This window comes from Colwellia sp. MB3u-55 (genome assembly GCF_014076785.1).
Classification (GTDB): Bacteria; Pseudomonadota; Gammaproteobacteria; order Enterobacterales; family Alteromonadaceae; genus Colwellia_A.
In genome coordinates, this window is sequence record NZ_JACGUS010000110.1 from 54,456 (window position 1) to 78,369 (window position 23,914).

Below are 23,914 nucleotides of genomic sequence, written 5' to 3' on the forward strand. Positions count from 1 at the left end.
CGTCATCTTTGGGATTTCATCGCCACGGCTGTGATCCCAAAAATTTAGGGTACCTTTCACGGTAAGTAAAGTATTAAGGTTAAAAGTAATGATAAATAAAATGATCGATTGGCAAGCATTATCAAAAAGAGAGCAACAAACAGCACTTGCTCGACCCGCGATAAGTGAGAGTGGTTTACTTTCACAGCAAGTTGAAAACATATTAAATAACGTGAAACGAAATGGTGACAAAGCGCTTTATGAATTAACGGAAAAATTTGATGGTGTAAAACTAACCACATTAACCGTTACTGATGAACAAATAACTGCAGCCAGAGCAGCATTGTCGACTAAAAGATTAAAAGCCATTGAAACGGCTTATGGTCAGATCAGGCGCTTTCACCAAGCACAAATATGTGACGACATTACTGTAGAAACATCCCCAGGCGTTCGTTGTACCTTAAAAACTGAAGCAATCGAAAGTGTTGGTTTATATATTCCGGCAGGCTCTGCTCCTTTGCCATCTACGGTTCTAATGCTTGGTGTACCTTCACAGTTAGCCCAATGTCCACGTACTGTTTTAGTTTGCCCTCCCGACATCAATGGTAACCTTGCTGACGAAATTCTAGTGGCCGCGAAATTATGTGAAATTGATGAAATTTACACAGTCGGTGGCGCGCATGGTTGTGCAGCAATGGCTTTTGGCACAGAAACAATAAAACCGGTCAATAAAATATTTGGTCCTGGTAATAAATACGTTACAGAAGCCAAAAAGCAACTTGCTCAACAAGTGAATGGTTTTGCTATTGATATGCCAGCAGGTCCTTCTGAAGTATTAATTATTGCCGATGCCAATGCAAAAGCAAACTTCGTCGCAGCTGACTTGCTTTCTCAAGCTGAACACGGACCAGATAGCCAAGTTATCTTATTATCTGACAGTGCCGAATTAATTACTAACGTTCAAGATGAGTTACTTAAACAAGTCGCAGTACTTTCTCGTCGAGAAATAGCAGAACAAGCACTTACACAAAGTCGTTTGATTTTAGTAAAAAGTTTGTCGCAAGCGGTTGAGGTTTCAAATATTTATGCTCCTGAACATTTAATTATTCAAACCGATAATGCCCAAGAGTTATTAAAAACATTACGCAACGCAGGTTCAATATTTGTTGGTGAGTACACGCCAGAGTCTGCAGGCGATTACGCCAGCGGTACTAATCATGTATTACCAACTTACGGTTATTCTAAAGTAATTTCTAGTTTATCATTGGCCGATTTTTCTCGACGATTTACTGTACAAGAAATCACTAAACAAGGCTTGTTGAATATTGCCGAATGTATCACTGAGCTCACCGATGCCGAAGGACTAGACGGTCACAAACGAGCAGTAACCATCAGGTTAGAGGAATAATCATGTCAACAATAGCTGATAAACTTGCCCGTGAGGAACTTGTTGATATGGTGCCATATCAATCAGCAAGGCGACTTTATGCAAGTGGAAGTGACACATCGTCTACAAATAGTAATAAGATTTGGCTTAATGCCAATGAAGCATCAGGTCCAGGAATATATGCTATAGATAGCAATTGCATTAACCGCTACCCTGATTTTCAACCTGACAACTTAATCAATGCTTATAGTGAATATGCCGGATTGTCCCCTGCTAATATTCTTGCTACACGCGGTGCTGATGAAGGTATTGAATTGATCATACGTACCTTTTGTAAAGCCTATCAAGACAGTATTTTAATTTGTCCACCGACATATGGTATGTATGCCATTAGCGCAGAGAATCACGGCGCAAATATAATGCGAGTACCGCTAGTTGATAACCAACTTAATATTGAGGCTATAAAAGCTCAAGTGGGTAAAGTTAAAGTTATTTTTTTATGCTCACCCGGTAACCCAACGGGTAATGTATTAACCACAGATTCAATTCGAACCGTACTTGATATGTTTGGTGATAGCGCAATTGTTGTTGTTGATGAAGCTTATATTGAATTTAGTCCTGAAAATAGTACCGCAAGCTGGTTAAAAGACTACCCGCAATTAGTGATTCTTAGAACGTTATCAAAAGCATTTGCCTTAGCGGGTTTACGCTGTGGCTTTACTTTAGCTAATGCTGATATTATCACTATGCTGAGTAAGGTCATCGCCCCTTACCCTATCTCTGCACCAGTAGCAGACATTGCCAGTAAAGCATTAGCAAAATTAGCGCTTGAACAAGTAAGTATCCGTGTTCAAGAAACGGTGATTTTACGTCGCCAATTATTTGATTGGCTGAAAGACCAAGAATGGTGTGCTAAAGTTTTTAACAGTGATGCAAACTTTATTTTATTTCGCGCCGTAGATACTGATACTAAAAACTTTATTTTCGATTGCCTAAAACAACAAGGTATTTTAATTCGCGACCAATCTGCGCAACAACAATTAGCCGATTGTTTACGTATTAGCATAGGTAGCGAACGTGAATTATCGCTCTTAAAACAAACGATTATTAATGCAGTAAAAGAGATATAAAATGCTCAATACAAAAAAACAAAACATACTATTTATCGACAGAGATGGCACTTTAATTGAAGAACCTGTTTCTGATAAGCAAGTAGATACACTTGAAAAATTGGTTTTTGAGCCTGGCGTTATTCCAGTGTTATTAGCACTGCAAAAAAAGGGTTTCCGCTTAGTTATGGTGTCAAACCAAGATGGATTAGGAACGACTAGTTATCCACAAGCCGACTTTGATTTACCTCATAACAAGATGATGGATATTTTTTCCTCACAAGGCGTTATATTTGACGATGTGTTACTTTGTCCGCATTTTGACAATGAGAATTGCAGTTGTCGTAAGCCTAAACTTGGCTTAGTAAGTGATTACTTACAGCAAGGAAAAGTAAACTTCGAAAACTCTTTTGTGATTGGCGATCGTGATACCGATATACAACTTGCTGCTAACATGGGTATTCGCGGCATAAAATATAATAAAGAAAGCTTAAATTGGTTGGCAATTTCAGCACAATTATTGAACCAACAAGAACGTGAAGCTAAAATTGTTCGTACCACTAAAGAAACCAATATTAACGTTGCAGTTAATTTAGACAAAGTCGGTACGGTAAAAATTAACACCGGATTAGGCTTCTTCGATCACATGCTTGAACAAATTGCTGCCCATGGTGGTTTTTCATTGGTAGTCAGTGTCGATGGTGATTACCACATTGATGAGCACCACAGCGTTGAAGATACCGCACTGGCACTTGGTCAAGCACTAAGGAAAGCATTGGGCGACAAACGTGGTATCGGTCGTTTTGGCTTTGTTCTGCCGATGGATGAATGTCGAGCTGAATGTTCTATCGATTTATCGGGTCGTCCGTGGCTTGAATTTGATGCTGATTTTACTGATAACCGAGTAGGCAATATGTCGACGCAAATGGTTTCACACTTTTTCCGCTCACTTGCTGACTCTATGGCTATTACCCTGCACCTTTCAACAACAGAAGGTAATTGCCATCACCAAGTAGAGAGTTTATTTAAAGTGTTTGGTCGAGCATTACGTCAAGCCATTACGGTAAGTGGTGATGTGCTACCTAGCACGAAAGGTACCCTGTGATGTCTGTTGAAAAAGCAATGATGAACGTTATTGTTGATACTGGTTGTGCCAATCTTTCTTCGGTTAAGTTTGCTGTAGAACGTTTAGGCTTTCAAGTGACCATCACTGACGATATTACTCTTATTAAAAATGCCGACAAAGTGATACTGCCAGGTGTTGGCACAGCAAAACATGCTATGGCAAACATTCGCGCTAAAGGACTGGTTGAAACCTTACAAAACTTAACTCAACCCGTATTGGGCTTTTGTTTAGGTATGCAGTTAATGTGTGACTCGTCAGTAGAAAGTAGCGATGGCAAAAAAGTTGACTGTTTAGGTATTATTCATACCGATATTATACCGCTCAATGCTGAAAATAATAGATTACCGCATATGGGCTGGAACACATTAACATCTGTTGACGATCACCCAGTATTTAAAGGCATAAATATAGGTGACTACTTTTACTTTGTTCATAGCTTTGCCGCGCCAATAAGTGAATACACCTTAGCAACTTGTCAATATGGCTCTAGCTTCTCCGCGGTGATTGCCAAAGATAATTTCATTGGCTGCCAGTTCCATCCCGAGCGTTCAAGTAAATTAGGCAGTAAAATTATTAAGAATTTTTTGGAGTTAGCCCTATGATGATCCCAGCAATTGATTTAATCGATGGCCAAGTCGTACGATTATTTCAAGGTGATTACAGCCAAAAAACTAATTACCAATACACAGTGCAAGAGCGCCAACAAGCCTATGCTAAATCAGGCGCAACCGTAATGCACTTCGTTGATTTAGACGGCGCTAAAGACTCAACAAAGCGTCAACTTGAAACCTTAAAGACCGTCGTCAAACATCCAACGATGACGATTCAAGTCGGTGGTGGAATTCGTTGTGAAGACGATGTTAAACAGCTACTGGCATTAGGTGCAGACCGAGTTGTCATTGGTAGTTTAGCGATTAAACAACCTGAACTTGTGACTCAGTGGTTAAAAACCTATGGATGTGAAAAAATTGTCTTAGCACTAGATATTAAAATTGATGCTGCTGGCAATAAAACACTCCCTACACACGGTTGGATTGAGGACAGTGGCGTTAATTTAGAAGAGCTACTTGCTCAATACCAAAACGCTGGCATCAAACACGTACTTTGTACTGATATCAGTAAAGACGGCACGTTAACAGGCACCAATGTAGATTTGTATCGCGAGGTTTGTGCAAAATATCCTGACATTCAATGGCAAGCTTCAGGCGGTATTGGCAGCCTTGACGATATTAAGGCTTTAATTCCAACCGGTGTTAGCGGTGTTATTTTAGGTCGTTCATTACTTGAAGGTAAATTCACGCTTGAGGAGGCAATTGCATGCTGGCCAAACGCTTAAATTATGGGTTTGAAACCGTGAATTTTTTATTGTCCGAGCAAAGTACAAAGGTTGAAGTTTTATGTTAGCAAAAAGAATTATACCTTGTCTCGATGTGCGTGATGGCAAAGTAGTTAAAGGTGTTCAATTTAGAAACCATGAAATTATTGGTGATATTGTACCACTCGCCCAAAAATACGCAGCAGCTGGTGCTGATGAATTAGTTTTTTATGATATCACCGCTAGCTCTGATAATAGAGTGGTTGATAAAAGCTGGGTTAGTCGTATTGCTGAAGTCATCGACATTCCCTTTTGTGTTGCCGGTGGTATAAAAACAGAGCAAGACGCAAAAGAAATCTTAATGATGGGTGCGGATAAAATATCAGTGAACTCCCCTGCCTTACGTGACCCTAATTTGATTTCTCGTTTGGCTGATGTTTTTGGTCAACAATGTATTGTTGTCGGCATTGACAGTTTTTATGATGAAGAAACGGGGTTGTATCAAGTTTATCAATTTACTGGGGATGAAAATCGCACTCAACAAACCAAGTGGACAACCTTTGATTGGATCAAAGAAGTTCAGCAACGCGGTGCCGGTGAAATTGTTTTAAATTGTATGAATCAAGATGGTGTTCGCCAAGGATATGATATTGAGCAATTACAAAAAGCGCGTGCGGTGTGTAATGTTCCTTTAATAGCATCAGGTGGTGCCGGTGAAATATCGCATTTTGCTGACGTTTTCAAACAAGCCGATGTAGATGGCGCGCTTGCTGCAAGTGTTTTCCATAAAGGTATCATTGAGATAAACCAATTAAAACAAACATTGAAGAATCAAAATATAGAGATAAGATTATGCTAGTTACCCTAGAGAACATCAACGAATTAGCTTGGGCTAAAATGGAAAATTTAATACCAGCAATTATTCAGCATCAAGATACGGGTGCCGTTCTAATGCAAGGTTATATGAATGAAGCCTCCCTCAAAGCAACGTTAACAACGGGTAAAGCTACTTTTTTTAGTCGTTCAAAACAAGCACTTTGGGTGAAAGGTGAGACGTCAGGAAACTTTCTCAATATTAGTCAGGTTTTAACTGATTGTGATAACGATAGTTTGTTAATTGCTTGTCGACCACTGGGACCAAGCTGCCATTTAGGGACTGAGTCATGTTTTCCTGAACAAAAATTAACTCAGCAAAACTTCCTTAGCGAATTAGAGCAAGTGATTGCTAGTCGAAAAGGTTGCGATCCTGAAAGCAGTTATACCGCGCATTTATTTTCGCGAGGCACCACTAAAATAGCACAGAAAGTTGGCGAAGAAGGTGTTGAGGTTGCACTGGCTGCAGTTGCTGAAACCAAAGAAGACTTACTTGGTGAATGTGCTGATTTGTTCTATCACACACTCGTCTTACTTCAAGATAAAAATATTGAAGTGTCTGAGGTAATGGCAGTACTACAAAAACGACATAACAAATAAACTGAGTTAACTTTAAGATAGTTGTTTATAAAACGCTTTATCAACAGCTATCTTTCTTTAATTAAGCGGCTATACTCAATTTTACGTCTAAGGGTAATTTTTTAGAAAAGGAATTTTTATACGCGCCCAAGATAGAGATATTTAACACTCATGATATTAAAAATATTTACAAAATTAATAACGGTTATTATTCCCTTGCTCTTTATACAGAGTTCATTATTTAGTCCCCTTACAAAAGCAGAAGATATCTTAATCTTCATTCGTGATGATGTTTACCAAGATTATATGAGCTTCTTAGATGGTCGGGATGTGCATACAATTAAAAATTTTTCAGGAAAAAAAATTCGCCGCGATGTTGTCGATATGATTATCGCTCAGCAAGCTTTAAAAATAGGTGGTTTTGAACACAGCTTTAAATATGCTACTGGTAAAATTAACTTCAGAAATACCAAGATGTTGGCATCAGGACGCTTACTCATTAGTTTTGACTCTTATTGGCTTGCTGATGCCAAAGCACTTAATGACAGTGTTTATACTTCTGATGCAGTTATCCGTCAAGGCGAATACATTGCCGGCATATACACCAGCCCAAGTAATAGTGCTGTTTTAGCAATAACAGAATTTGAAGATCTGCAAAAATTTACTGCCGTTTCTACGCCAAAATGGCGTACTGACTGGCAAACGCTAAAGTTATTGTCTTTAAAAGAGCTGATCCAAGAAGATGAGTGGTTAAGCCAAGCTCGCATGGTAAATCTAGGTTGGATAGACTTTTTATTAATGCCTTTTAATTCGACACCCGATCAATCTTTTACTATGGATAAAATTCATTTAGTACCGGTAAAAGGTGTTGCTATCGAGCTCAAAGACAGTCGCCACTTTGTTATTAGTACGAAACACCCTCACGGAAAAATCGCATTTAAAGCCATTAATATCGGGTTAAAAAAATTACGAAATCAACATAGAATTGTACAAGCTTTTACACAAGCCGGATTTTTTGTAAGCCCTGATACAGTCAAAATATTAAACCGAAACTAATCTTAGTAATATCTACATATTATGTCCTACAGCCCTTATTCTACATGATTAAAAACTCAGTAATTCATTATTGCTATTGACATTTACAGAGAAGAGCGTATATTTTTCCAGCAGAAAATGGATGTTAAAAACAGCTAAGGAATAGCAATGTTTAAATACTGGTCAATAAAAAGTTATGGCACAAAATTATTGCCAACACTAGAACGTGATTTTGGTTGCAAAGAATACTATAGCGCCGCTGAAATTCGCATAACAATCTTTAAAAATAACTTCTCCCCCACCTACTTACCTTTAGGTTACATACTCTTTCTTGATGAGATCTCTTTAAAAGAAACGATGTATATCGAGTTCCCCCACATAGATATTAATGAATATCGACAAGAAATTTCAAATTATTTAATCAGTAAAAGTTATCATGGCTACTTACAGGTACTTCATCACTAAATCTCTGTGTTATGCCAATATGTCTCATTATCTGAAAACATCTACCGATGAAACCAGCTATTAGTACCTTAGATATTTAATATTTATAATATCTCAGCATTAAAGTCAGTAAGCTTATCTTGAGCATTAGCTTTGCTAATAAAGTAAACCCGCTAATTAATGAAATGGGTGTTATTAACTTTACCTAGTAGATAAATCATGAAAAAATAAACTGTTTCCTGATAATCACAATAGGTAAGGTTTAATGAAAATAGCTTGGCAAGTGAAGCATTTTAAAGCGCTCAATATCGATGAACTGTATGAAATATTAAAGCTTCGTATTGATGTTTTTGTGGTTGAACAAACTTGTTTTTATGCTGATATTGATGATATTGACCGGCACAAAGATACCATTCACCTCTTTTGTTACCTAGAGGGTAAGATCGCCGGCTACTTGCGTATTTTAGCAAAGGGCCAAAGTTACCAAGACTATATTGCTATTGGCCGAGTTATTGTTGCAAGTCATGCGAGAGGGACAGGTTTGGGTCACCAGTTAATGGCTGAGGCGTTAACCGTTTGTCAGCAATATTTTCCAGATCAACAAATTAAAATATCAGCCCAAGAGCACCTTGAAAGCTTTTATGGCAATCACGGTTTTGAACGTGTCTCTGCCATGTATCTCGAAGATGATATTCCGCACATCGCTATGTTAAAAGCTGACCAATAAATAAGCGGATATTTTCAACCCTTATTACATGCATAGCACAGGCATAGCGCTCAAATAAGCATTGCAGTATGCATGCTTATTTGAGTTATGTATTAGTTCAAAAGAGGGTAGTACTCGCTAAACTGCAGTGATAAATAAGCGGATATTCTCAACAGCTAGAATAAGCATAACAAGGAATAGTGATAACATGCCTACTTGACGCTGCTTAGAAACCCCTGTAGTTTTTGAAAGCCCTACGGCGTGCAAAATTCGACCAATAAATAATATTGCACCTAAAGCATGCAACACTATTGGGCTTGCCCCATTAACCTCATAAATACCTAACATTATCAAAACCATAGGAATATATTCAGCAAAGTTGCCATGTACGCGAATTGCTTTAGCAAGGGGTTGATGACCACCGTCACCAATACCGGCTTTAAAATGTAAACGTAGGCGAATAATATTGATGGCTAAACCAACAAATAAAAGCGCCAACAAACTCGTGTAGAGCCCTGTTATTGATAAACTTACTACCATGAAATTTCTTCTTATATTTATAGATGAGTGAATATAGTTTACGTTCTAAAATTAATTTTGATAGCTTAAAGACCATATTTTTAAGAAAGATTACCCGGTGTAATGTTCACAGCCAATAAAAACAAAAAAATTCGCCGAAGCGAATTTTTTGTTAGGTATTTATAAGCTCGTTATTAGCTACTTATTAATAAAGGACTTATAACATCAACCGAGTTAATTTAATTCCTTAGCAAGTAAAGCACTGACTTCTTCTACAGGCTTAGTCCCGTCAATCGTTAAATACGAACATGCACCCGCTTTTGCTTCATCTTGATAGTAAGCCACTAATGGCTTAGTTTGCTCATGGTAGATACCCAGGCGTTTGCGGACTGTAGCTTCTTCATCATCAGGACGAATAGACAAGTCTTCAGCAGTATCATCATCTTTACCTTCAACTTTAGGCGGATTATAAACTAAATGATAGACACGACCAGAACCGGCATGAACACGACGACCACTCATGCGATCTACAATGACTTCATCAGGAACTTCAAATTCAACGACACTATCAACTGAAACCCCGTTATCTTTCATCGCATCTGCTTGTGGGATCGTACGAGGAAAACCATCAAGCAAGAAACCTGCTTTACAATCATCTTGTGCAATACGTTCTTTAACTAAACCAATAATGAGATCATCAGAAACTAATTGTCCAGCATCCATCACTGCTTTAGCTTTCTTACCCAAGTCAGTGCCTGCTTTAATAGCAGCACGTAACATGTCACCAGTAGATATTTGTGGAATACCAAATTTAGCCATTAGGAATTGTGCTTGAGTGCCTTTCCCAGCGCCGGGAGCACCTAATAAAATAATGCGCATAAAATCTTGCCTTATATGTTTAATATACTAATTAGGCTGTTGTACTGGCGTCAAAACTTCTCGAATATAACAGCCAAATGAGTATTTTTCGATTGTGCAACACTATACAAGTTCAATTGTAGTCAAACAAGTAGCATTACCGCTCTATCATCAAAAAAGGTACTAAAAAGCTATTTTTCATACTAAAGTCTATGCGATTATCGTGGTTATATAAGGCATTTAAAGATAATTCCAAAAAATATAATCAATAAAGGGACAAGTAAATAAAGACTAATGAGTCTTACTTATATAAAGAACAAACCTTGCGATACAAATATAATCTCCAAGCACTTGGATAACGAGTTAAATTTAAATGACCATTCACTAGTGTGCCACTTCATAGATAAGCATTACATTAACCATATAGCTTAGAGCCACCAAAAAAATGATTAAACACTCAATGATTTACCTTCACTAGAATCAGTAAAAGTAAAGCTTGCGTTTTAACCTACTGATGAGTCATTGTGGCTGGGCAAAAAAAATTAAAGTATTCACACTTCTACTTCTAAATGGTCAGCCCTATTACTTGTTTATAATATTAACGCTATAAATTCATGTAGTAATAATAAGTAGTTCCACAATCAGCTTTATGGAAAGCAGCGATGAATCAAATACATAAACGTTGTAGAAACTCCTTTTTCATCATTATATTTTGCTTTGTCGCGAATTTATTAACGATAACCTCTGTTCTTGCACAAAACATAGCGGGTAAAGATGTTGATGAAATAATAAGTTTGTTAAACCAACAACAATATTCAACTGACTATTTTCAAGAAAAACTATTGCCACGCCTAGCCACTATTGATGACGATAACCAAAAAATAAGCTTACTGATTCAATCCTGTGTTTACAGCATGTTTGCCGATCAATACAGTGAGGTAAAAATCTGTAGTCAGCGTCTCCGTATTTTAGCCAAGCAAATTAAAAATAAAAGTGCGATAGAGATTGCCACAATTTATTTAATCGTTGGTGAAGTAAACTTACGAGACTCATCCGACGTCGCACATAAAAAATTAAGTGCACTTTACCCAAGGTTAATGAGCACGCGCGCAAAAATTCATTATGATATAGCCTTTGCTATGGCAGCTATTAGAGAAGATTTTCCTATTTTAGAAAATCAGATACTGCGTAATAGTCTGCAAAAAATAATTGGACAATCAAATTATTCTTTCGAAGAATTTGCCATGCTTTGGGCACTCTCTGCTATTTCTAAAGATGCAAATGAATATGTTAATTTAACTCTGCGGTTATTACGCTCATCAAACAAACATAATTACGTAATTAATAAAGCTTCTTTTTTATATAATTTACAATGGCATTTAACCGGTGTTAACGAAATTATTATTGCCAATTATGTGGCTAATGAGTTATTAAAACTTGCAAAAAAAGAAACAGATAAAAGCAGTAAAGTGCTACTTTTATTAGCCTACTTAGATAATAAAGCCCGGCTTGAAGAAAATGTTTCTGCTGAGACAATAAACTATATCAAATCAGTAACCACCGATGATGAATTTTGGCAGGCTTGGTTAAATACTGTCCTGTCATTTTATTATGCAACTGAACAAAACGAGCAAATGTCACGGTATTATTTCGATGTAGCCAAGCACTACTTTGATGCACAACCCGACTTAGCTACCCCTGATGAATTTATAGAGATTGAATCAATACTCGCCTTTAACCGGAAGGACTATAGCAAGGCAAAAGCTTTACAAGATAAATTTTGGTGGAAAAAATACTTAACAATAAAAACCAACCAACAAAATAATATTATTGATGTTAGAAATACCCTCAAGAAGGTCATTGATGAAGAACAAAAAAGCAGAATAGTTGTCGAACAACTGTTATTGAAGTCTGAGCAAGCCAGTATCACATTGGCGACGGTATTATTTATTATTTTTATCTTAGTTATCTTTCAATACAAAATGTATCTAAAACTAAAACATGAAGTAGAAACAAGAGTTAAAGCTGAGGTGGGTTTGCGTGAGGCAAAATCATTGGCAATAGAAGCTAAGATAGATGCAGAAAAAGCAACGATGAAAGCAGAAAAGGCGAATCAAGCTAAAAGCGAATTTTTATCAAACATGAGTCATGAAATCCGCACACCAATGAATGGTGTTTTAGGCTCATTACAAGTATTAAAACAAGAAGATTTATCTGACTCATCAAAAGAGTTAGTTGATATCGGCATTATTTCCTCTAAAAATCTTATTACCATTATTAATGATATTTTAGATTTATCAAAAATACAATCAAACAATATTAGCTTAGAATCGCTGCCAACTAACATTGGCGAATTGTTCAAATCTATTATTTTAGAACTGTCTTTTTTAGCAAAACAACAAGGTATTGACTTAACTTTTACTATAGAAGAAGATCTTTGTACTTACTGGTTAACAGACCCGATAAGGTTAAGACAAATTATTGTAAATTTAATTTCTAATGCGCTTAAATTTACCCTTAAAGGTGAAGTTAGCATAACGCTTATGGAGAAACATGAGAAAGTGGTTTTCGAAGTCAAGGACACGGGGATTGGATTGTCACCAGCTCAAATTAAAAAACTCTTTATCCGTTATGAACAAGCAGATACTTCCACAACAAGGAATTATGGTGGTACAGGTCTAGGTCTGTCTATTGCCAAGCAATTAACAAACTTGATGGGAGGTGACATTAACGTCATTAGTAAAGAAAATGTTGGATCTGTTTTTAGTGTAGTATTGCCATTAAAGAAAACTACATTAAAAAGTCATAGCAAGTTAACATTGAATAAAACGCAAGCCCCACAAGCACAGGGATTTGATATTCTATTGGCAGAAGACAACAAAATAAATCAAAAAGTCTTTAATGCTGTTGTACGCCCGACTAAAGCAAACATTCGTATTGCAAATGATGGCATAGAGGCAATAGCAGAAATTGGCAAACTAATACCTGATTTAATTTTTATGGATATTCAAATGCCAAATATGGATGGCGTTGAAGCGTGTAAGGCGATTAAAAAAAGCAATCCAAATATCCCAATTATTGCCTTAACAGCGAATGTTATGGCTCACGATATTAAAAAGTACAAACAAGCAGGATTTGATGATTGTTTAGGCAAGCCCATTGACGTTCAGGAAATTTATACACTATTGCAAAAATTTTTAACAAGTGCCTAGACCAATAAAACAAATGATATTGATAACGCTTCTTTAAAAATTAACACACTTAGCTATAGAGACAAGTAACTTATGCATACTTACATGCTTAGTTAACTGTTAATGCCTTTAGGCTGCAAATACCCCATACGATAACGCCAATTTTATGATGGGATAATATAATTGTTACAGGTCAAAATAACAGGCTCTGCTAGCGTTCTCCTTGATATTGAATTGAGTATTAACGTTCAGCTTTAAATGAATGAACTCAAGTGAAAGCATATACTAAAATAGTGGGTCTAGTGGTTACTTGTTCAATTATATTATCGAAAAGCCCATGAATAAATTTTTTATCGCAATAATTGCTGCCATTATTTTAATACCAAGCCTCTATGCGGCTATTTCATCAACTTTATATACCTCTCAAGTTGAATGGCATAGTTATCAAGATGCGCGTGCGATGGACTCGACAAAACCAATTTTTGTCTTTGCTAAAATGCGCTTTTGTACCACTTGTGCTGCAATGGAAAAAGATGTTTTTACTGATCCCGCCCTAGCTAAAATATTGAATGAGCAGTTTATTCCTGTCAGAGAAACCATCAACTTTATGCTTTCAAGTTTTGTTTTTGACGATCTCAAAGATAACAAAGGCGAGCAGCTTACTTTTAGAGGATTTCCAGCAGTGATGATCGTTCGCGGTGACCAATATTCATTGAGTCATGGTTATAAAAGTATCGAGCAACTACAAACACTGTTTAATAAAGCCACAAATAAAGTAGACTGATTTAGATATAAAAAGGAGCCGAAGCTCCTTTTTCTTAATCTGTACACTGAAAAACATTAAAAGCTTACTTAGTAAGGCTCAACATTAATTTGTTTAAACGTGCAACAAAACTTGCTGGGTCTTTTAAGCTACCTCGCTCAGCTAACATCGCCTGTTCAAACAATACTTGCGTCCACTGATTGAATTTTTCATCATCAGTTTCATTGGCAACATGTTTTACTAACTCATGCTCTGCATTGATTTCGAAGATAGGTAATGCATCAGGTACTTCTTGTCCAACTGATTGCATAAGCTTCATCATCTGGCTGCTCATGTCGTGCTCATCAGCAACGATACAAGCTGGAGAATCAGTTAAACGTTGCGACAATTTAACATCTTTCACTTTACCAGCTAATGATGTTTTTATACGGGTAACAACAGAATCAAACTCTTGCTCAAGTTTTTCTTGCGCTTGTTTTGACTCTTCATCTTCCATATCACCTAAGTCTAAACCACCACGCGTGACCGATTGTAATTGCTTACCATCAACTTCTGTTAAGTGGCTCACTAACCATTCATCGATACGGTCAGACATTAATAATACTTCAATGCCCTTTTTACGGAAAACTTCTAAATGTGGGCTGTTTTTAGCCGCTTCAAAGCTGTCTGCAACAACATAGTAAATCTTTTCTTGTCCTTCTTTCATACGTGCTACGTATTCAGGAATTGAAACGCTTTGAACCGCAGTATTATGCTCTGTTGAGGCAAAGCGTAATAAGTTTGCAACTTGCTCTTTATTACCTTGATCTTCTGCTGGGCCTTCTTTCAATACTTGACCAAACTCGTTCCAAAATGACTGGTATTGCTCTTTGTCTTTTTTACCTAGTTTTTCAAGCATTTTAAGTACACGTTTAGTACAGCCTTTACGGATCGCTTGGGTAATTTTGTTATCTTGTAAAATTTCACGAGAAACGTTTAACGGTAAATCATTTGAATCTAATAAACCTTTTACAAAACGTAAATACGTAGGCATAAACTGTTCAGCGTCATCCATTATAAATACGCGTTGAACAAAGAGTTTTAAACCATGTTGTTTTTCACGGTTATGCATGTCAAATGGCGCTTTACTTGGAATATAGAGTAATGATGTATATTCTGTTTTACCTTCTACTTTATTGTGCTCCCAGACAAGTGGGTCGCCAAAGTCATGTGATACATGCTTGTAGAATTCTTTATATTCGTCATCAGAAACTTCTGATTTTTCACGAGTCCACAATGCAGTGGCTTTATTGACCGGTTCCCATTTTGCAGGTACTTCAGCAACCGCTTCAGCCGCTGGAACAGTAACATTGTCTTCGTCATCCTTAACTTCAGCAACAGCTTCAACACCAGGAACTGCTGGTGTTAACATTTCAACAGAAACAGAAATATGATCTGAGTACTTAGTTACTATTGATTTTAAGCGCCAATCATCAGCATATTCTTGCTCTTCTTCTTTTAAGTGAAGAATAATATCGGTACCACGATTAGTCTTTGAAATTTTAGCTGTGGTGAATTCACCTTCGCCAGCACTTGTCCATTCAACACCTTCGGATGCATCAACACCAGCAGCGCGAGAACGCACAGTTACTGAGTCTGCAACGATAAATGCCGAATAAAAACCAACACCAAATTGACCAATAAGTTGTGAGTCTGAAGCTTGATCGCCAGAAAGTTGCGAGAAGAACTCAGCCGTACCTGATTTAGCAATAGTACCTAAATGATCAATAATTTGATCATGCGTCATACCAATACCGTTATCAGAAATGGTAAGCGTATTATTTTCTTTATCGCAACTAACACGTACGCGTAAATCACCATCACCTTCGTATAGTTCAGCATTTGAAAGTGCATTAAAGCGAAGTTTGTCAGCAGCATCGGCCGCATTTGACACTAACTCACGTAAGAATATTTCTTTGTTTGAGTAAAGTGAATGGATCATTAATTTAAGTAATTTAGCGTTATCAGTTGCAAACTGATGATTTTCTTTTTGGCCTGTTTCTGACATTTGAAATATATCCTACATTTATCTGTGTTTAAAAGAGAGCATGCAAATATGATGCTCACGTTGATAGATAACATGTGGGGCTAAGAGAAATTATTTCAAGGGAATGTGATGTTTCTTAGGTAAAATAAATTTATAAATATGCTTTGAATATGAGTTCAAAGCATAAATTTACTCAATATTAGAATGAATAGCTCTTACGTCCTGATAAGGCATGAGATAAGGTATTACCGTCAACATATTCAAGTTCACCACCAACAGGCACACCATGAGCAATTCGAGAAATAACCACTTGATATTTTTTAGCCAGTTCGGCAATAAAATGTGCGGTAGCTTCTCCTTCAACCGTTGGATTGGTTGCTAAAATGATTTCCTTAAACTTATCTGTCGCCAGCTGTTTCTCTAATATATCTAAGCCAAGATCATCGGGGCCAATACCATCTAGAGGCGATAAGTGCCCCATTAATATAAAATAACGTCCTTGAAACTCCCCTGTTTGTTCTATAGCAATAACATCACCAGGACTTTCAACAATACAGAGCTGCTGGTTTATAAGCCGCTTAGCACTTTGGCAGATTTCACAGGTATCATCTTCAGTAAAATTTCGGCATTGTGAACAATGACCAATATTTTCCATCGCCACTTTTAATGTACCCGCTAGCTTAGCGCCGCCAATACGATTACGTTCAAGTAAATGAAACGCCATACGCTGCGCCGATTTAGCGCCAACACCCGGTAAACATTTTAGTGAATTGATTAATTCTTGAACCAGTGGACTAAATTTCATAACAACCTTAAAACAATGTTTAGCTAATTTTCAACGCAGGCAGTTTATCAGTTGAAGCATAAAAACCAAGATAAATTATTCTCTCGTCACTAAAAATAATACGCTATGATAGTTCAAGAATAATTTTCAAAACGAATCGCTATGTTATCCAATATCTATATTACCTTAGCCTTACTCATGATCAGCGCTTTTTTCTTATCACGATATTTCACTTTACCTAAAAATATTTGGCTGCTTTTTATTGCCCAACCCCTTGTTATGGCGGCATCACCTGTGATTGTTTTTATTGGTGGTATATTGTCGACCCGTATGGCAAGTGATCCCTCTTTAGCGACTCTACCCGTTACCGTGATGATTTTAGGGGTAGCCTGTGGTGCTATTCCTGCGGCTATGTTGGCAAAAAACAAAGGTCGCCGCTTTGCGATTTTTACCGGTTATAGTGTTGGTTTAGTTGCGACCTTAACGGCAATGGTCTCTGCACTTATTGCTAATTTTGAACTTTTTGTCTTTGCTGGTTTACTCTTTGGTATTAGTACCTCATTTATCCAGCAATTACGTTTTGCAGCAATTGAGAGTATTAAGGACGATAAAGATATTCCAACCGTGTTGTCGATTTTAATGCTAAGTGGCATTTTTTCGGCTTTTCTAGGCCCTGAAATAGCCGTAGTCGCAAAAGATTGGTTAGCATCTCCCTATGGATATGCGGGCTCATTTTTAGTGTTGGCTGGATTAATCGTTTGTGCGATGATTATTATGCTGAATTTTAAAAACACCCAGATTGAATCTCATCAACAAGTGGGCGACACTCGCCCATTGAGTGAAATTATCAAACAACCTATATTTATTATTGCAATATTATCAGCGGCCATTGGTTTTGCCTTAATGAGTTACTTAATGACAGCAACCCCCTTGAGCATGCACCAGATGAGCGGTCATAGCTTACACGAGACAAAATGGGTAATTCAAAGCCATATTGCCGCGATGTTTATCCCTTCATTTTTTACCGCTTGGTTAATAAAAAGGATCGGCTTGAAAAGCTTAATGTTAATTGGCACAGTGATTTATGCGTTAGTCGCTGTTGTGGCACTTTCTGGCGAGCAGGTTATGCACTATTGGTGGGCACTGATTTTATTAGGCATAGGTTGGAATTTTTTATTTTTGACCGGTACAACCTTACTGCCGCAAAGTTATAAGCCTAGTGAACGACACAAAGTACAAGCAATTAATGACTTTATTATTTTTGGCTTACAAGCAACTGCATCGTTACTCGCTGGTTGGGTTTTATTTAAAGCGGGTTGGCATACAGTAGTTCTTACGAGTATGCCCTTTATTGCCATACTCTTTGTGGTAACTTGGTTTTACTATATTAAAGACAGAAAAAAAGCCACCAACAAGGCAACTCAATCTTAGCGATACCAATAATAGCATCGACTTATTTACAGGTGGTCATCGTTGTCTGAAAGACCAACGCCAATAGAAAAAGTCATTTTGTCAGCTACCTCAAACTCTAGACCAGCGATGGTTTTATAAGCAACCTGCTGATTTTTTTCTTCACCAAAAAGTGCACTCTGGTTGGTGTGCACCGCACCAAGGGCTAGTTCAATAAATGGTGATACATTATCACTTAGGCTAACATAGTTAAAACGAGAAGTTGCCCATAATCCCAGTGATTGATAATTACCCGAAGAAACTTGCAGTTCTTTAGATAAATGATTGGCGTCAACATTTTCAGCTAAGCCACTAAAATGTGCTTTGGCATAATGAATTGAAACCTCTGTCACTAGCTGCCAGTCTTCATTCAATTGATAACGCTTACCGACACCAAGATAAACTTCAGGAACAAGATCAATTTGAGTTTCACTTAAGGCTAAGTTGGCCAAATTATCATAATGGCTTAGACCAAAACCAACAAAAGCATACGATTCATCATCAGTTGCTAATGCCGAAAAGCTTACTAGGTGACTCACTAAGGCTCCACAGGTAATCATTATCGCTATAGATTTGTTCATCATCATTCCTTGTTTATTGATCTTTTTCATAAAGTAAAATATCTCCTGGCTGACAATCTAGTGTTTGGCATATGGCTTCAAGCGTTGAAAACCGTATCGCTTTTGCTCGACCACTTTTAAGTACAGATAAGTTTTGTGGCGTTATGCCTACTGACAAAGCAAGATCGTTTAATTTCATTTTACGTTTTGCGAGCATAACGTCCAGTTCTATAATCATAGCCACTAGATAACTAACTCCTGCTCTTGATGCAAGCTAGTCGCTTCGCTCATTATCCAAGCTATCACGTATATCACTAAACCAATTAATAAAAATCTTAACTCATCAGAGCCTAAGCTTATGTATAACGATAACGTATCAGAAGCTCCTGAAAATCGTAAGACTAAGGTTACCACTATTGGATAAAGAAGCTTTAAGGCAATCCAAGCTAATAGCACAGTACCAATATTTTTAATACATTGAATATTGGCGACAGTGAATACTAAACCCTGCTGATATAAACCAAATAACTTAAACAAAGACCAATAAATTAAAAGGCTTGGCAACAAATCTGCACTGCCTAGTATAAGCAAAACGTTAAAACCTTCATCGGTTAAGGCTAACGCTAAATTTTCCCAGCTACCTGAAAAGTCGATATTGACCGCTGAAGAGATAAATGAAAAATTGTCAGTTAGCTCAAAAGTGCCTTCATTATTAACCCCAAATAGTAATAAAAACGTAAAGCTGAAAACTTGCATAACAACAAACAGTGCAACGAGTGCCCTAACTATTTTACTTACTTTGTTGATCCTATGATGCGCTAACATAAAATTTATAACCTAAATTCATTCAATAAGCCTAATATAGCAGAAGAAATATGCTTATCAATCTATTTTTATCGATAAACGATAAATAAATACTGTTATATAATTGCACACTTACTTTAGTTAGCGCGAAAAACGATTCAATATCGATTCATCTTCCTCGCTAGGGAACAGCTTTACCATTTCTCGCTTCAAATAATCGATACCAATCTTCACGGCTATAATTAAGCTCTAGTGCTACTTTTGCAGCAATAATTCGCTCTGGTGTGGTCGAACCAATAATAGGAAATATCTTTGCGGGGTGTTTTAGTAACCAAGCAAGAATAATTTGCCAAGGTTGACAGTTATACACTTGTGCTTGCGAAGTTAACTCCTCGGCGATACGTTGTTCATCTTCAACTGAAAAGGTATTCCCCCATGCAGAATATGCAACGCCACCTAGCGGGCACCAGGCAATTGGCGATAGTTTATCTTGTTGACATTGATCCAAAGTGCCGTCATTTAATGCATCAACATTATGAATATTAATTTCTATCTGATTCACCAATAACGGCAAATCTAATGCACTTTGTAACATCGCTACTTGTGAGGGTTTAAAGTTACTTACGCCAAAATGCGCAACTTTACCGCTGTCTTTAAGTTCCTTAAACGTTTCGGCGACTTCATTGATATCAAATAAATAATCAGGGCGATGTAATAAAAAAAGATCGAGTTGCTCGGTATGCAAACGCTTTAAAGAGCCTTCTACACTCGATAAAAGATATGCTTTGCTAAAATCATAGCGTGTTGGCGCATAAGTATTTTCATTGTTTTTTGGACGAATACTTGCTTTCGAGGTAAGAATCATCTTTTCTCGCAGGTGCGGCAATTGCTTTAACAATTCACCAAATAATTGTTCACTTGCCCCTCCACCATAAATGTCAGCATGATCAAAATGATTGTAGCCAGCATCAATCGCGCTCTGCACCGCACGTTTGCCTTTATCGATAGCATTAACTGATTGATCACCTGAAATTCGCATACAACCATAAATTAATCGTGATGACTGGAGTTCACTCTTACCTAAACTATAATTTTTCATTACAACTTTGCTCTCGTTTTATCGCTAATTGACTGACATAATAGCGACTTTATGGTTGTTGTTCATCAACAACTCAATCACTGCATACGTATAAATAAGGTTTTTTTCATTGCAACATTTTATTTGGGATATTAATCCAGTTTTACTTTCTATAGGTCCTTTAAGCGTTCATTGGTATGGCGCGCTATTTGCTGCTGCTATTATATCGGGTTTACAGGTGATGAAATGGGTGTATCAAACAGAGCACAAAAACCTAGAGGCTCTGGACAACTTACTGATGTATTCTGTATTTGGTATAATTATTGGTGCTCGCTTAGGCCATTGTTTCTTTTACGATCCTCAATATTACTTTGCTAATCCTTTAAAGATACTGGCCATTTGGGAAGGTGGTCTTGCTAGCCATGGCGGCGGTTTAGGACTTATTATTGCATTAGGTATATACGCAAGAAAGTATCAAGAAAACTATTTATGGCTGCTCGACCGATTAGCTATTTGTACCGCACTCTTTGGTGTATTTGTTCGTTCAGCTAACTTTGTTAATTCTGAAATATTAGGCGTTGCCAGTGATGCGCCTTGGGCTATTATTTTCGCGCGTATTGATAATATACCTCGCCACCCTGCGCAACTTTATGAAGCGATTGCGTATTTACTGATTTTTATTATTCTCTTCTTTATCTATAAAAAATCAAAAGACAAAACGCCAAAGGGTTCATTATTAGGCTTATTTTTAATATTAACCTTTACCGCTCGATTTTTAATCGAGTCAGTAAAAGTTAAACAAGCTGCCTACGAGTCGATTTGGGCGTTAAATACCGGGCAAATGCTGAGTATTCCATTCTTTATCGCTGGTATCGTTTTATTAATATGGTCGTTATCTGCCAAGAACAAACTAAAATAAGCTGAGTAGCATAATGAGTAAAAAATATTACGTGGTTTGGAAAGGTTCAAAAACGGGTGTCTTTGACAACTGGACAACGGTTCAATCAGTAACATCAGGGCGTGCTGATGCTCAATTTATGGGCTTTCCTTCACAAGTTGAAGCAGAAGCCGCTTTTAAGTCAACTTACACCAAAGCATTAACCCAGCGATCCTTAAAAACACCACCACGCAACGGAGCTAAATACCCCGCTGCGGCTAAAACTGCAAGTTCATCATTAAATCGAGCAACAGCTTCAGCAAAACCTGCTGGCAGCACAGTACGCAGCGATCGTGAAGTCACTAAGGCTAATATCGATATTTATTGTGACGGTGCGTGTTCGCCCAATCCTGGAAAATCAGGGACTGGTGTCGCTGTTTATCATCAAGGTGAAATTCATAGCCTTTGGTATGGAGCGTATAACGCCAATGGTACTAATAACACCGCTGAGTTAATTGGTATGTTACAAGCCTTTAAATTGGCAAAAGCTTATATTGAAGCCAATCCTGATAAAACCATTCAAGTACTGTCGGATTCAAAATATTCCATCGACAGCATCACGAAATGGGCAACAGGATGGAAAAATAAAGGTTGGAAAAAAGCAAATGGCGAAGCGATTAAAAATCCAGAGTTAGTCAAGGTTTGCTATACACTCTATCAAGAAATTAAAAAACATATTGCTATCACTCATGTTAAAGGTCACGCGAATATTGAAGGTAATGAGCTCGCCGATCGCATGGCTGTTCTTGCCAGAACGTCACAAGAAATAAATTTTGTACAATATCAGCAAACAATAAATATTCGCGAAATATTAGCAACCGAAGCGGGATAATAGATCAATATATAATGCCGCCAGATAGTCAACGTTCTCATTGGTTAACTGCCGCCTTACCTCAAAATAAATAGGGAAAATGTAACGATATTCAATCGTTTATTTTTTCCTTTTTTACTTAAATTTTTCGGTACTTTGCTCAATCCAAGCTCTACTCAACACTCTATTTCTTATCAGAAACGTAGCTTTTATCGATCGCTAAAATTATACAATAACTTGTTTATTCTCCCAATTAGGTATGAATAACGTTCAAGCAGGTATAGGAAGTTTTATAAAGACTCATAAAGGTATTCCAGCAAAATTACCCTTGCATTAAGCCGCTGACAAGTTCTTACTTTAACAGAAACCATGCAGGAGAACGCTAACTGGTCTGAAATGACCAATAGCTTGGTTTGTTCATTAGGTTAATGCGAGAGCAATACATAGGAAATTAAGCCTAGGCATAGACTTTTCAAATGGAATTGAGATAAAAGAATCGAGATAAAAGAATCTACACATAGAGCACTTTATTTAACCTTAAAGTTGATTCCGCGCATTAATCTACTTTAATTATGCTTATATAAACAATATAGTGTTAAATAACAGAGTGTAAAAATCTATATAGTGGAGATGATAAATGTCGGATAATAAAAAATACCGTTTAGTAACACGTAGTGATTTTGATGGTTTAGTTTGTGCTATTTTACTCAAACATATTAATTTAGTTGACGGTATTCTCTTTGTTCACCCCAAAGATATGCAAGATGGAAAGATAGCGGTTGGGCCAGATGATATTTCCACCAACTTACCTTATGTTGACGGTGTTCATATCGCTTTTGATCACCATCATAGTGAGACACTTCGTAATAAGAAACGAGATAACCATGTTATCGACCCTGATGCGCCTTCAGCTGCTCGCGTTGTTTATGACTACTACGGTGGCCTAGAAACTTTTCCCGCAAGCTGGACAAGCATGATGGAAGCGGTAGATAAGGGAGATTCAGCACAATTTAATAAAGAAGAAGTTTTGCATGCCAAGCGATGGGAATTACTTAATTTCATTATGGACTCACGCACAGGTTTAGGTCGTTTCAGAGAGTTTCGGATTTCGAACTATGAACTGATGATGGACTTAATTGATTTTGGTAAAGATCACAACATTGACCAATTACTCGCACTCCCTGATGTTAAGGAACGCACCGATCTTTATTTTGAGCATGAAGAAAAATTTATAGAGCAAATTAAGCGCTGTGCAACCATACACAATAACTTAGTTGTGCTGGACTTAAGAGAAGAAGAAATTATTTACTCGGGTAATCGTTTTGTTATTTATGCCTTATTTCCACAATGTAATATTTCAATACATGTTATGTGGGGGCTTAAAAAACAAAATACTGTTTTTGCTACCGGTAAATCTATTTTTGATCGCAGTGCAAAAACAAATGTCGGTGAACTTATGTTGAAATACAATGGTGGTGGACATAATGCGGCGGGAACCTGTCAAGTTCCACATGATCAAAATGAAGCTTGTCTTGCCGAACTTATTGCGACGATTAATGCCGATGGCTAAGTCGCATTAGT

The 23,914-nt window shown here is 37.2% G+C and carries 25 protein-coding genes; 17 read left to right on the forward strand and 8 right to left on the reverse strand.

Annotation, left to right across the window (positions count from 1 at the left end; genetic code table 11):
* Nucleotides 1–88: 88 nt before the first annotated feature.
* The 10 genes from hisD (at nt 89) to H4J66_RS08610 (ending at nt 8,574) form a co-directional block, all read left to right on the forward strand.
* A complete protein-coding gene (hisD, locus tag H4J66_RS08565; RefSeq protein ID WP_182173176.1) occupies nt 89–1,387 on the forward strand; it encodes a histidinol dehydrogenase in 1,299 nt (432 codons plus the stop codon).
* 2 nt (nt 1,388–1,389) lie between these two features.
* Nucleotides 1,390–2,496, forward strand: coding sequence for a histidinol-phosphate transaminase (hisC, locus tag H4J66_RS08570; RefSeq protein WP_182173179.1), 1,107 nt, complete (start codon nt 1,390–1,392; stop codon nt 2,494–2,496).
* Nucleotide 2,497: 1 nt separating this feature from the next.
* On the forward strand, nt 2,498–3,580 hold the full coding sequence (gene hisB / locus H4J66_RS08575; RefSeq protein WP_182173182.1) for a bifunctional histidinol-phosphatase/imidazoleglycerol-phosphate dehydratase HisB: 1,083 nt from the start codon (nt 2,498–2,500) through the stop codon (nt 3,578–3,580).
* Nucleotides 3,580–4,203 carry an imidazole glycerol phosphate synthase subunit HisH gene (gene hisH / locus H4J66_RS08580; protein ID WP_259368611.1) on the forward strand — a complete coding sequence of 208 codons (624 nt, stop codon included), beginning with the start codon at nt 3,580–3,582 and terminating at the stop codon, nt 4,201–4,203. The genes hisB and hisH overlap by 1 nt, the downstream gene beginning before the upstream one ends.
* On the forward strand, nt 4,200–4,937 hold the full coding sequence (hisA, locus tag H4J66_RS08585; RefSeq protein ID WP_182173185.1) for a 1-(5-phosphoribosyl)-5-[(5-phosphoribosylamino)methylideneamino]imidazole-4-carboxamide isomerase: 738 nt from the start codon (nt 4,200–4,202) through the stop codon (nt 4,935–4,937). The genes hisH and hisA overlap by 4 nt, the downstream gene beginning before the upstream one ends.
* A gap of 61 nt (nt 4,938–4,998) precedes the next feature.
* Complete coding sequence (hisF, locus tag H4J66_RS08590) at nt 4,999–5,775, forward strand: imidazole glycerol phosphate synthase subunit HisF (RefSeq protein WP_182173188.1); 777 nt, start codon at nt 4,999–5,001, stop codon at nt 5,773–5,775.
* The gene (gene hisIE, locus H4J66_RS08595) at nt 5,769–6,389 is read left to right on the forward strand and encodes a bifunctional phosphoribosyl-AMP cyclohydrolase/phosphoribosyl-ATP diphosphatase HisIE (RefSeq protein ID WP_182173191.1); all 621 of its coding nucleotides are present in this window, start codon (nt 5,769–5,771) and stop codon (nt 6,387–6,389) included. The genes hisF and hisIE overlap by 7 nt, the downstream gene beginning before the upstream one ends.
* Before the next feature lie 150 nt (nt 6,390–6,539).
* A complete protein-coding gene (locus H4J66_RS08600; protein WP_182173194.1) occupies nt 6,540–7,424 on the forward strand; it encodes a hypothetical protein in 885 nt (294 codons plus the stop codon).
* A 147-nt stretch (nt 7,425–7,571) separates the two neighbouring features.
* Nucleotides 7,572–7,868: a hypothetical protein gene (locus tag H4J66_RS08605; RefSeq protein ID WP_182173197.1), complete on the forward strand. Its 297-nt coding sequence runs from the start codon at nt 7,572–7,574 to the stop codon at nt 7,866–7,868.
* A 244-nt stretch (nt 7,869–8,112) separates the two neighbouring features.
* Nucleotides 8,113–8,574 (forward strand): GNAT family N-acetyltransferase, encoded by a 462-nt coding sequence (locus H4J66_RS08610; RefSeq protein WP_070376220.1) that lies wholly within the window; start codon nt 8,113–8,115, stop codon nt 8,572–8,574.
* Between the two features lie 117 nt (nt 8,575–8,691).
* Here the strand turns inward: H4J66_RS08610 and H4J66_RS08615 are convergent, their stop codons facing one another.
* Both H4J66_RS08615 and adk read right to left on the reverse strand, forming a co-directional pair.
* Nucleotides 8,692–9,093, reverse strand: coding sequence for an MAPEG family protein (locus H4J66_RS08615; protein ID WP_182173200.1), 402 nt, complete (start codon nt 9,091–9,093; stop codon nt 8,692–8,694).
* Nucleotides 9,094–9,306: 213 nt separating this feature from the next.
* The gene (gene adk, locus H4J66_RS08620) at nt 9,307–9,951 is read right to left on the reverse strand and encodes an adenylate kinase (protein WP_182173203.1); all 645 of its coding nucleotides are present in this window, start codon (nt 9,949–9,951) and stop codon (nt 9,307–9,309) included.
* Nucleotides 9,952–10,592: 641 nt separating this feature from the next.
* Between adk and H4J66_RS08625 the strand changes: the two genes are divergently transcribed.
* Nucleotides 10,593–13,142, forward strand: coding sequence for an ATP-binding protein (locus H4J66_RS08625; protein ID WP_182173206.1), 2,550 nt, complete (start codon nt 10,593–10,595; stop codon nt 13,140–13,142).
* Between the two features lie 316 nt (nt 13,143–13,458).
* Nucleotides 13,459–13,905, forward strand: coding sequence for a DUF255 domain-containing protein (locus tag H4J66_RS08630; protein ID WP_182173209.1), 447 nt, complete (start codon nt 13,459–13,461; stop codon nt 13,903–13,905).
* Nucleotides 13,906–13,969: 64 nt separating this feature from the next.
* Here the strand turns inward: H4J66_RS08630 and htpG are convergent, their stop codons facing one another.
* Together htpG and recR are read right to left on the reverse strand one after the other, a co-directional pair.
* Nucleotides 13,970–15,931, reverse strand: coding sequence for a molecular chaperone HtpG (gene htpG, locus H4J66_RS08635; protein WP_182173212.1), 1,962 nt, complete (start codon nt 15,929–15,931; stop codon nt 13,970–13,972).
* 178 nt (nt 15,932–16,109) lie between these two features.
* On the reverse strand, nt 16,110–16,715 hold the full coding sequence (gene recR / locus H4J66_RS08640; protein WP_182173215.1) for a recombination mediator RecR: 606 nt from the start codon (nt 16,713–16,715) through the stop codon (nt 16,110–16,112).
* A 141-nt stretch (nt 16,716–16,856) separates the two neighbouring features.
* Between recR and H4J66_RS08645 the strand changes: the two genes are divergently transcribed.
* Nucleotides 16,857–18,125, forward strand: coding sequence for an MFS transporter (locus H4J66_RS08645; RefSeq protein ID WP_182173218.1), 1,269 nt, complete (start codon nt 16,857–16,859; stop codon nt 18,123–18,125).
* A gap of 26 nt (nt 18,126–18,151) precedes the next feature.
* Here H4J66_RS08645 and H4J66_RS08650 read toward each other — a convergent pair whose 3' ends face one another.
* From H4J66_RS08650 to H4J66_RS08665, 4 genes are all read right to left on the reverse strand, one after another.
* Entirely contained in the window at nt 18,152–18,754 is a 603-nt protein-coding gene (locus tag H4J66_RS08650) for a hypothetical protein (protein WP_182173221.1), read from the reverse strand.
* Nucleotides 18,738–18,947: a helix-turn-helix transcriptional regulator gene (locus tag H4J66_RS08655; RefSeq protein ID WP_070376211.1), complete on the reverse strand. Its 210-nt coding sequence runs from the start codon at nt 18,945–18,947 to the stop codon at nt 18,738–18,740. Before H4J66_RS08655 ends, H4J66_RS08650 begins: the two co-directional genes overlap by 17 nt.
* Nucleotides 18,947–19,528 (reverse strand): DUF2975 domain-containing protein, encoded by a 582-nt coding sequence (locus H4J66_RS08660; RefSeq protein ID WP_182173224.1) that lies wholly within the window; start codon nt 19,526–19,528, stop codon nt 18,947–18,949. Before H4J66_RS08660 ends, H4J66_RS08655 begins: the two co-directional genes overlap by 1 nt.
* 160 nt (nt 19,529–19,688) lie before the next feature.
* Nucleotides 19,689–20,606 carry an aldo/keto reductase family oxidoreductase gene (locus H4J66_RS08665; protein WP_182173227.1) on the reverse strand — a complete coding sequence of 306 codons (918 nt, stop codon included), beginning with the start codon at nt 20,604–20,606 and terminating at the stop codon, nt 19,689–19,691.
* Between the two features lie 109 nt (nt 20,607–20,715).
* Between H4J66_RS08665 and lgt the strand changes: the two genes are divergently transcribed.
* From lgt to H4J66_RS08685, 4 genes are all read left to right on the forward strand, one after another.
* Complete coding sequence (gene lgt, locus H4J66_RS08670; RefSeq protein ID WP_182173230.1) at nt 20,716–21,504, forward strand: prolipoprotein diacylglyceryl transferase; 789 nt, start codon at nt 20,716–20,718, stop codon at nt 21,502–21,504.
* Between the two features lie 13 nt (nt 21,505–21,517).
* Complete coding sequence (locus tag H4J66_RS08675; RefSeq protein ID WP_182173233.1) at nt 21,518–22,354, forward strand: ribonuclease H family protein; 837 nt, start codon at nt 21,518–21,520, stop codon at nt 22,352–22,354.
* Nucleotides 22,355–22,565: 211 nt separating this feature from the next.
* Nucleotides 22,566–22,670, forward strand: a complete 105-nt coding sequence (locus tag H4J66_RS20775; RefSeq protein WP_404842798.1) for a DUF2789 family protein — start codon at nt 22,566–22,568, stop codon at nt 22,668–22,670.
* Nucleotides 22,671–22,970: 300 nt separating this feature from the next.
* The gene (locus H4J66_RS08685) at nt 22,971–23,903 is read left to right on the forward strand and encodes an exopolyphosphatase (protein ID WP_182173236.1); all 933 of its coding nucleotides are present in this window, start codon (nt 22,971–22,973) and stop codon (nt 23,901–23,903) included.
* Nucleotides 23,904–23,914: the final 11 nt, after the last annotated feature.

What these genes read in the sequence shown, in the direction of transcription:
- H4J66_RS08685 (WP_182173236.1), top strand. Translation starts at nt 22,971, where the DNA reads ATGTCGGATAATAAAAAATACCGTTTAGTAACACGTAGTGATTTTGAT.
- hisB (WP_182173182.1), top strand. Translation starts at nt 2,498, where the DNA reads ATGCTCAATACAAAAAAACAAAACATACTATTTATCGACAGAGATGGC.
- H4J66_RS08665 (WP_182173227.1), bottom strand. Translation starts at nt 20,606, where the DNA reads ATGAAAAATTATAGTTTAGGTAAGAGTGAACTCCAGTCATCACGATTA.
- adk (WP_182173203.1), bottom strand. Translation starts at nt 9,951, where the DNA reads ATGCGCATTATTTTATTAGGTGCTCCCGGCGCTGGGAAAGGCACTCAA.
- H4J66_RS08625 (WP_182173206.1), top strand. Translation starts at nt 10,593, where the DNA reads ATGAATCAAATACATAAACGTTGTAGAAACTCCTTTTTCATCATTATA.
- htpG (WP_182173212.1), bottom strand. Translation starts at nt 15,931, where the DNA reads ATGTCAGAAACAGGCCAAAAAGAAAATCATCAGTTTGCAACTGATAAC.
- H4J66_RS08675 (WP_182173233.1), top strand. Translation starts at nt 21,518, where the DNA reads ATGAGTAAAAAATATTACGTGGTTTGGAAAGGTTCAAAAACGGGTGTC.
- H4J66_RS08615 (WP_182173200.1), bottom strand. Translation starts at nt 9,093, where the DNA reads ATGGTAGTAAGTTTATCAATAACAGGGCTCTACACGAGTTTGTTGGCG.
- hisIE (WP_182173191.1), top strand. Translation starts at nt 5,769, where the DNA reads ATGCTAGTTACCCTAGAGAACATCAACGAATTAGCTTGGGCTAAAATG.
- H4J66_RS08660 (WP_182173224.1), bottom strand. Translation starts at nt 19,528, where the DNA reads ATGTTAGCGCATCATAGGATCAACAAAGTAAGTAAAATAGTTAGGGCA.
- H4J66_RS08605 (WP_182173197.1), top strand. Translation starts at nt 7,572, where the DNA reads ATGTTTAAATACTGGTCAATAAAAAGTTATGGCACAAAATTATTGCCA.
- recR (WP_182173215.1), bottom strand. Translation starts at nt 16,715, where the DNA reads ATGAAATTTAGTCCACTGGTTCAAGAATTAATCAATTCACTAAAATGT.
- hisH (WP_259368611.1), top strand. Translation starts at nt 3,580, where the DNA reads ATGTCTGTTGAAAAAGCAATGATGAACGTTATTGTTGATACTGGTTGT.
- H4J66_RS08645 (WP_182173218.1), top strand. Translation starts at nt 16,857, where the DNA reads ATGTTATCCAATATCTATATTACCTTAGCCTTACTCATGATCAGCGCT.
- H4J66_RS08630 (WP_182173209.1), top strand. Translation starts at nt 13,459, where the DNA reads ATGAATAAATTTTTTATCGCAATAATTGCTGCCATTATTTTAATACCA.
- H4J66_RS08610 (WP_070376220.1), top strand. Translation starts at nt 8,113, where the DNA reads ATGAAAATAGCTTGGCAAGTGAAGCATTTTAAAGCGCTCAATATCGAT.
- hisD (WP_182173176.1), top strand. Translation starts at nt 89, where the DNA reads ATGATAAATAAAATGATCGATTGGCAAGCATTATCAAAAAGAGAGCAA.
- hisA (WP_182173185.1), top strand. Translation starts at nt 4,200, where the DNA reads ATGATGATCCCAGCAATTGATTTAATCGATGGCCAAGTCGTACGATTA.
- H4J66_RS08650 (WP_182173221.1), bottom strand. Translation starts at nt 18,754, where the DNA reads ATGAAAAAGATCAATAAACAAGGAATGATGATGAACAAATCTATAGCG.
- hisF (WP_182173188.1), top strand. Translation starts at nt 4,999, where the DNA reads ATGTTAGCAAAAAGAATTATACCTTGTCTCGATGTGCGTGATGGCAAA.
- hisC (WP_182173179.1), top strand. Translation starts at nt 1,390, where the DNA reads ATGTCAACAATAGCTGATAAACTTGCCCGTGAGGAACTTGTTGATATG.
- H4J66_RS08600 (WP_182173194.1), top strand. Translation starts at nt 6,540, where the DNA reads ATGATATTAAAAATATTTACAAAATTAATAACGGTTATTATTCCCTTG.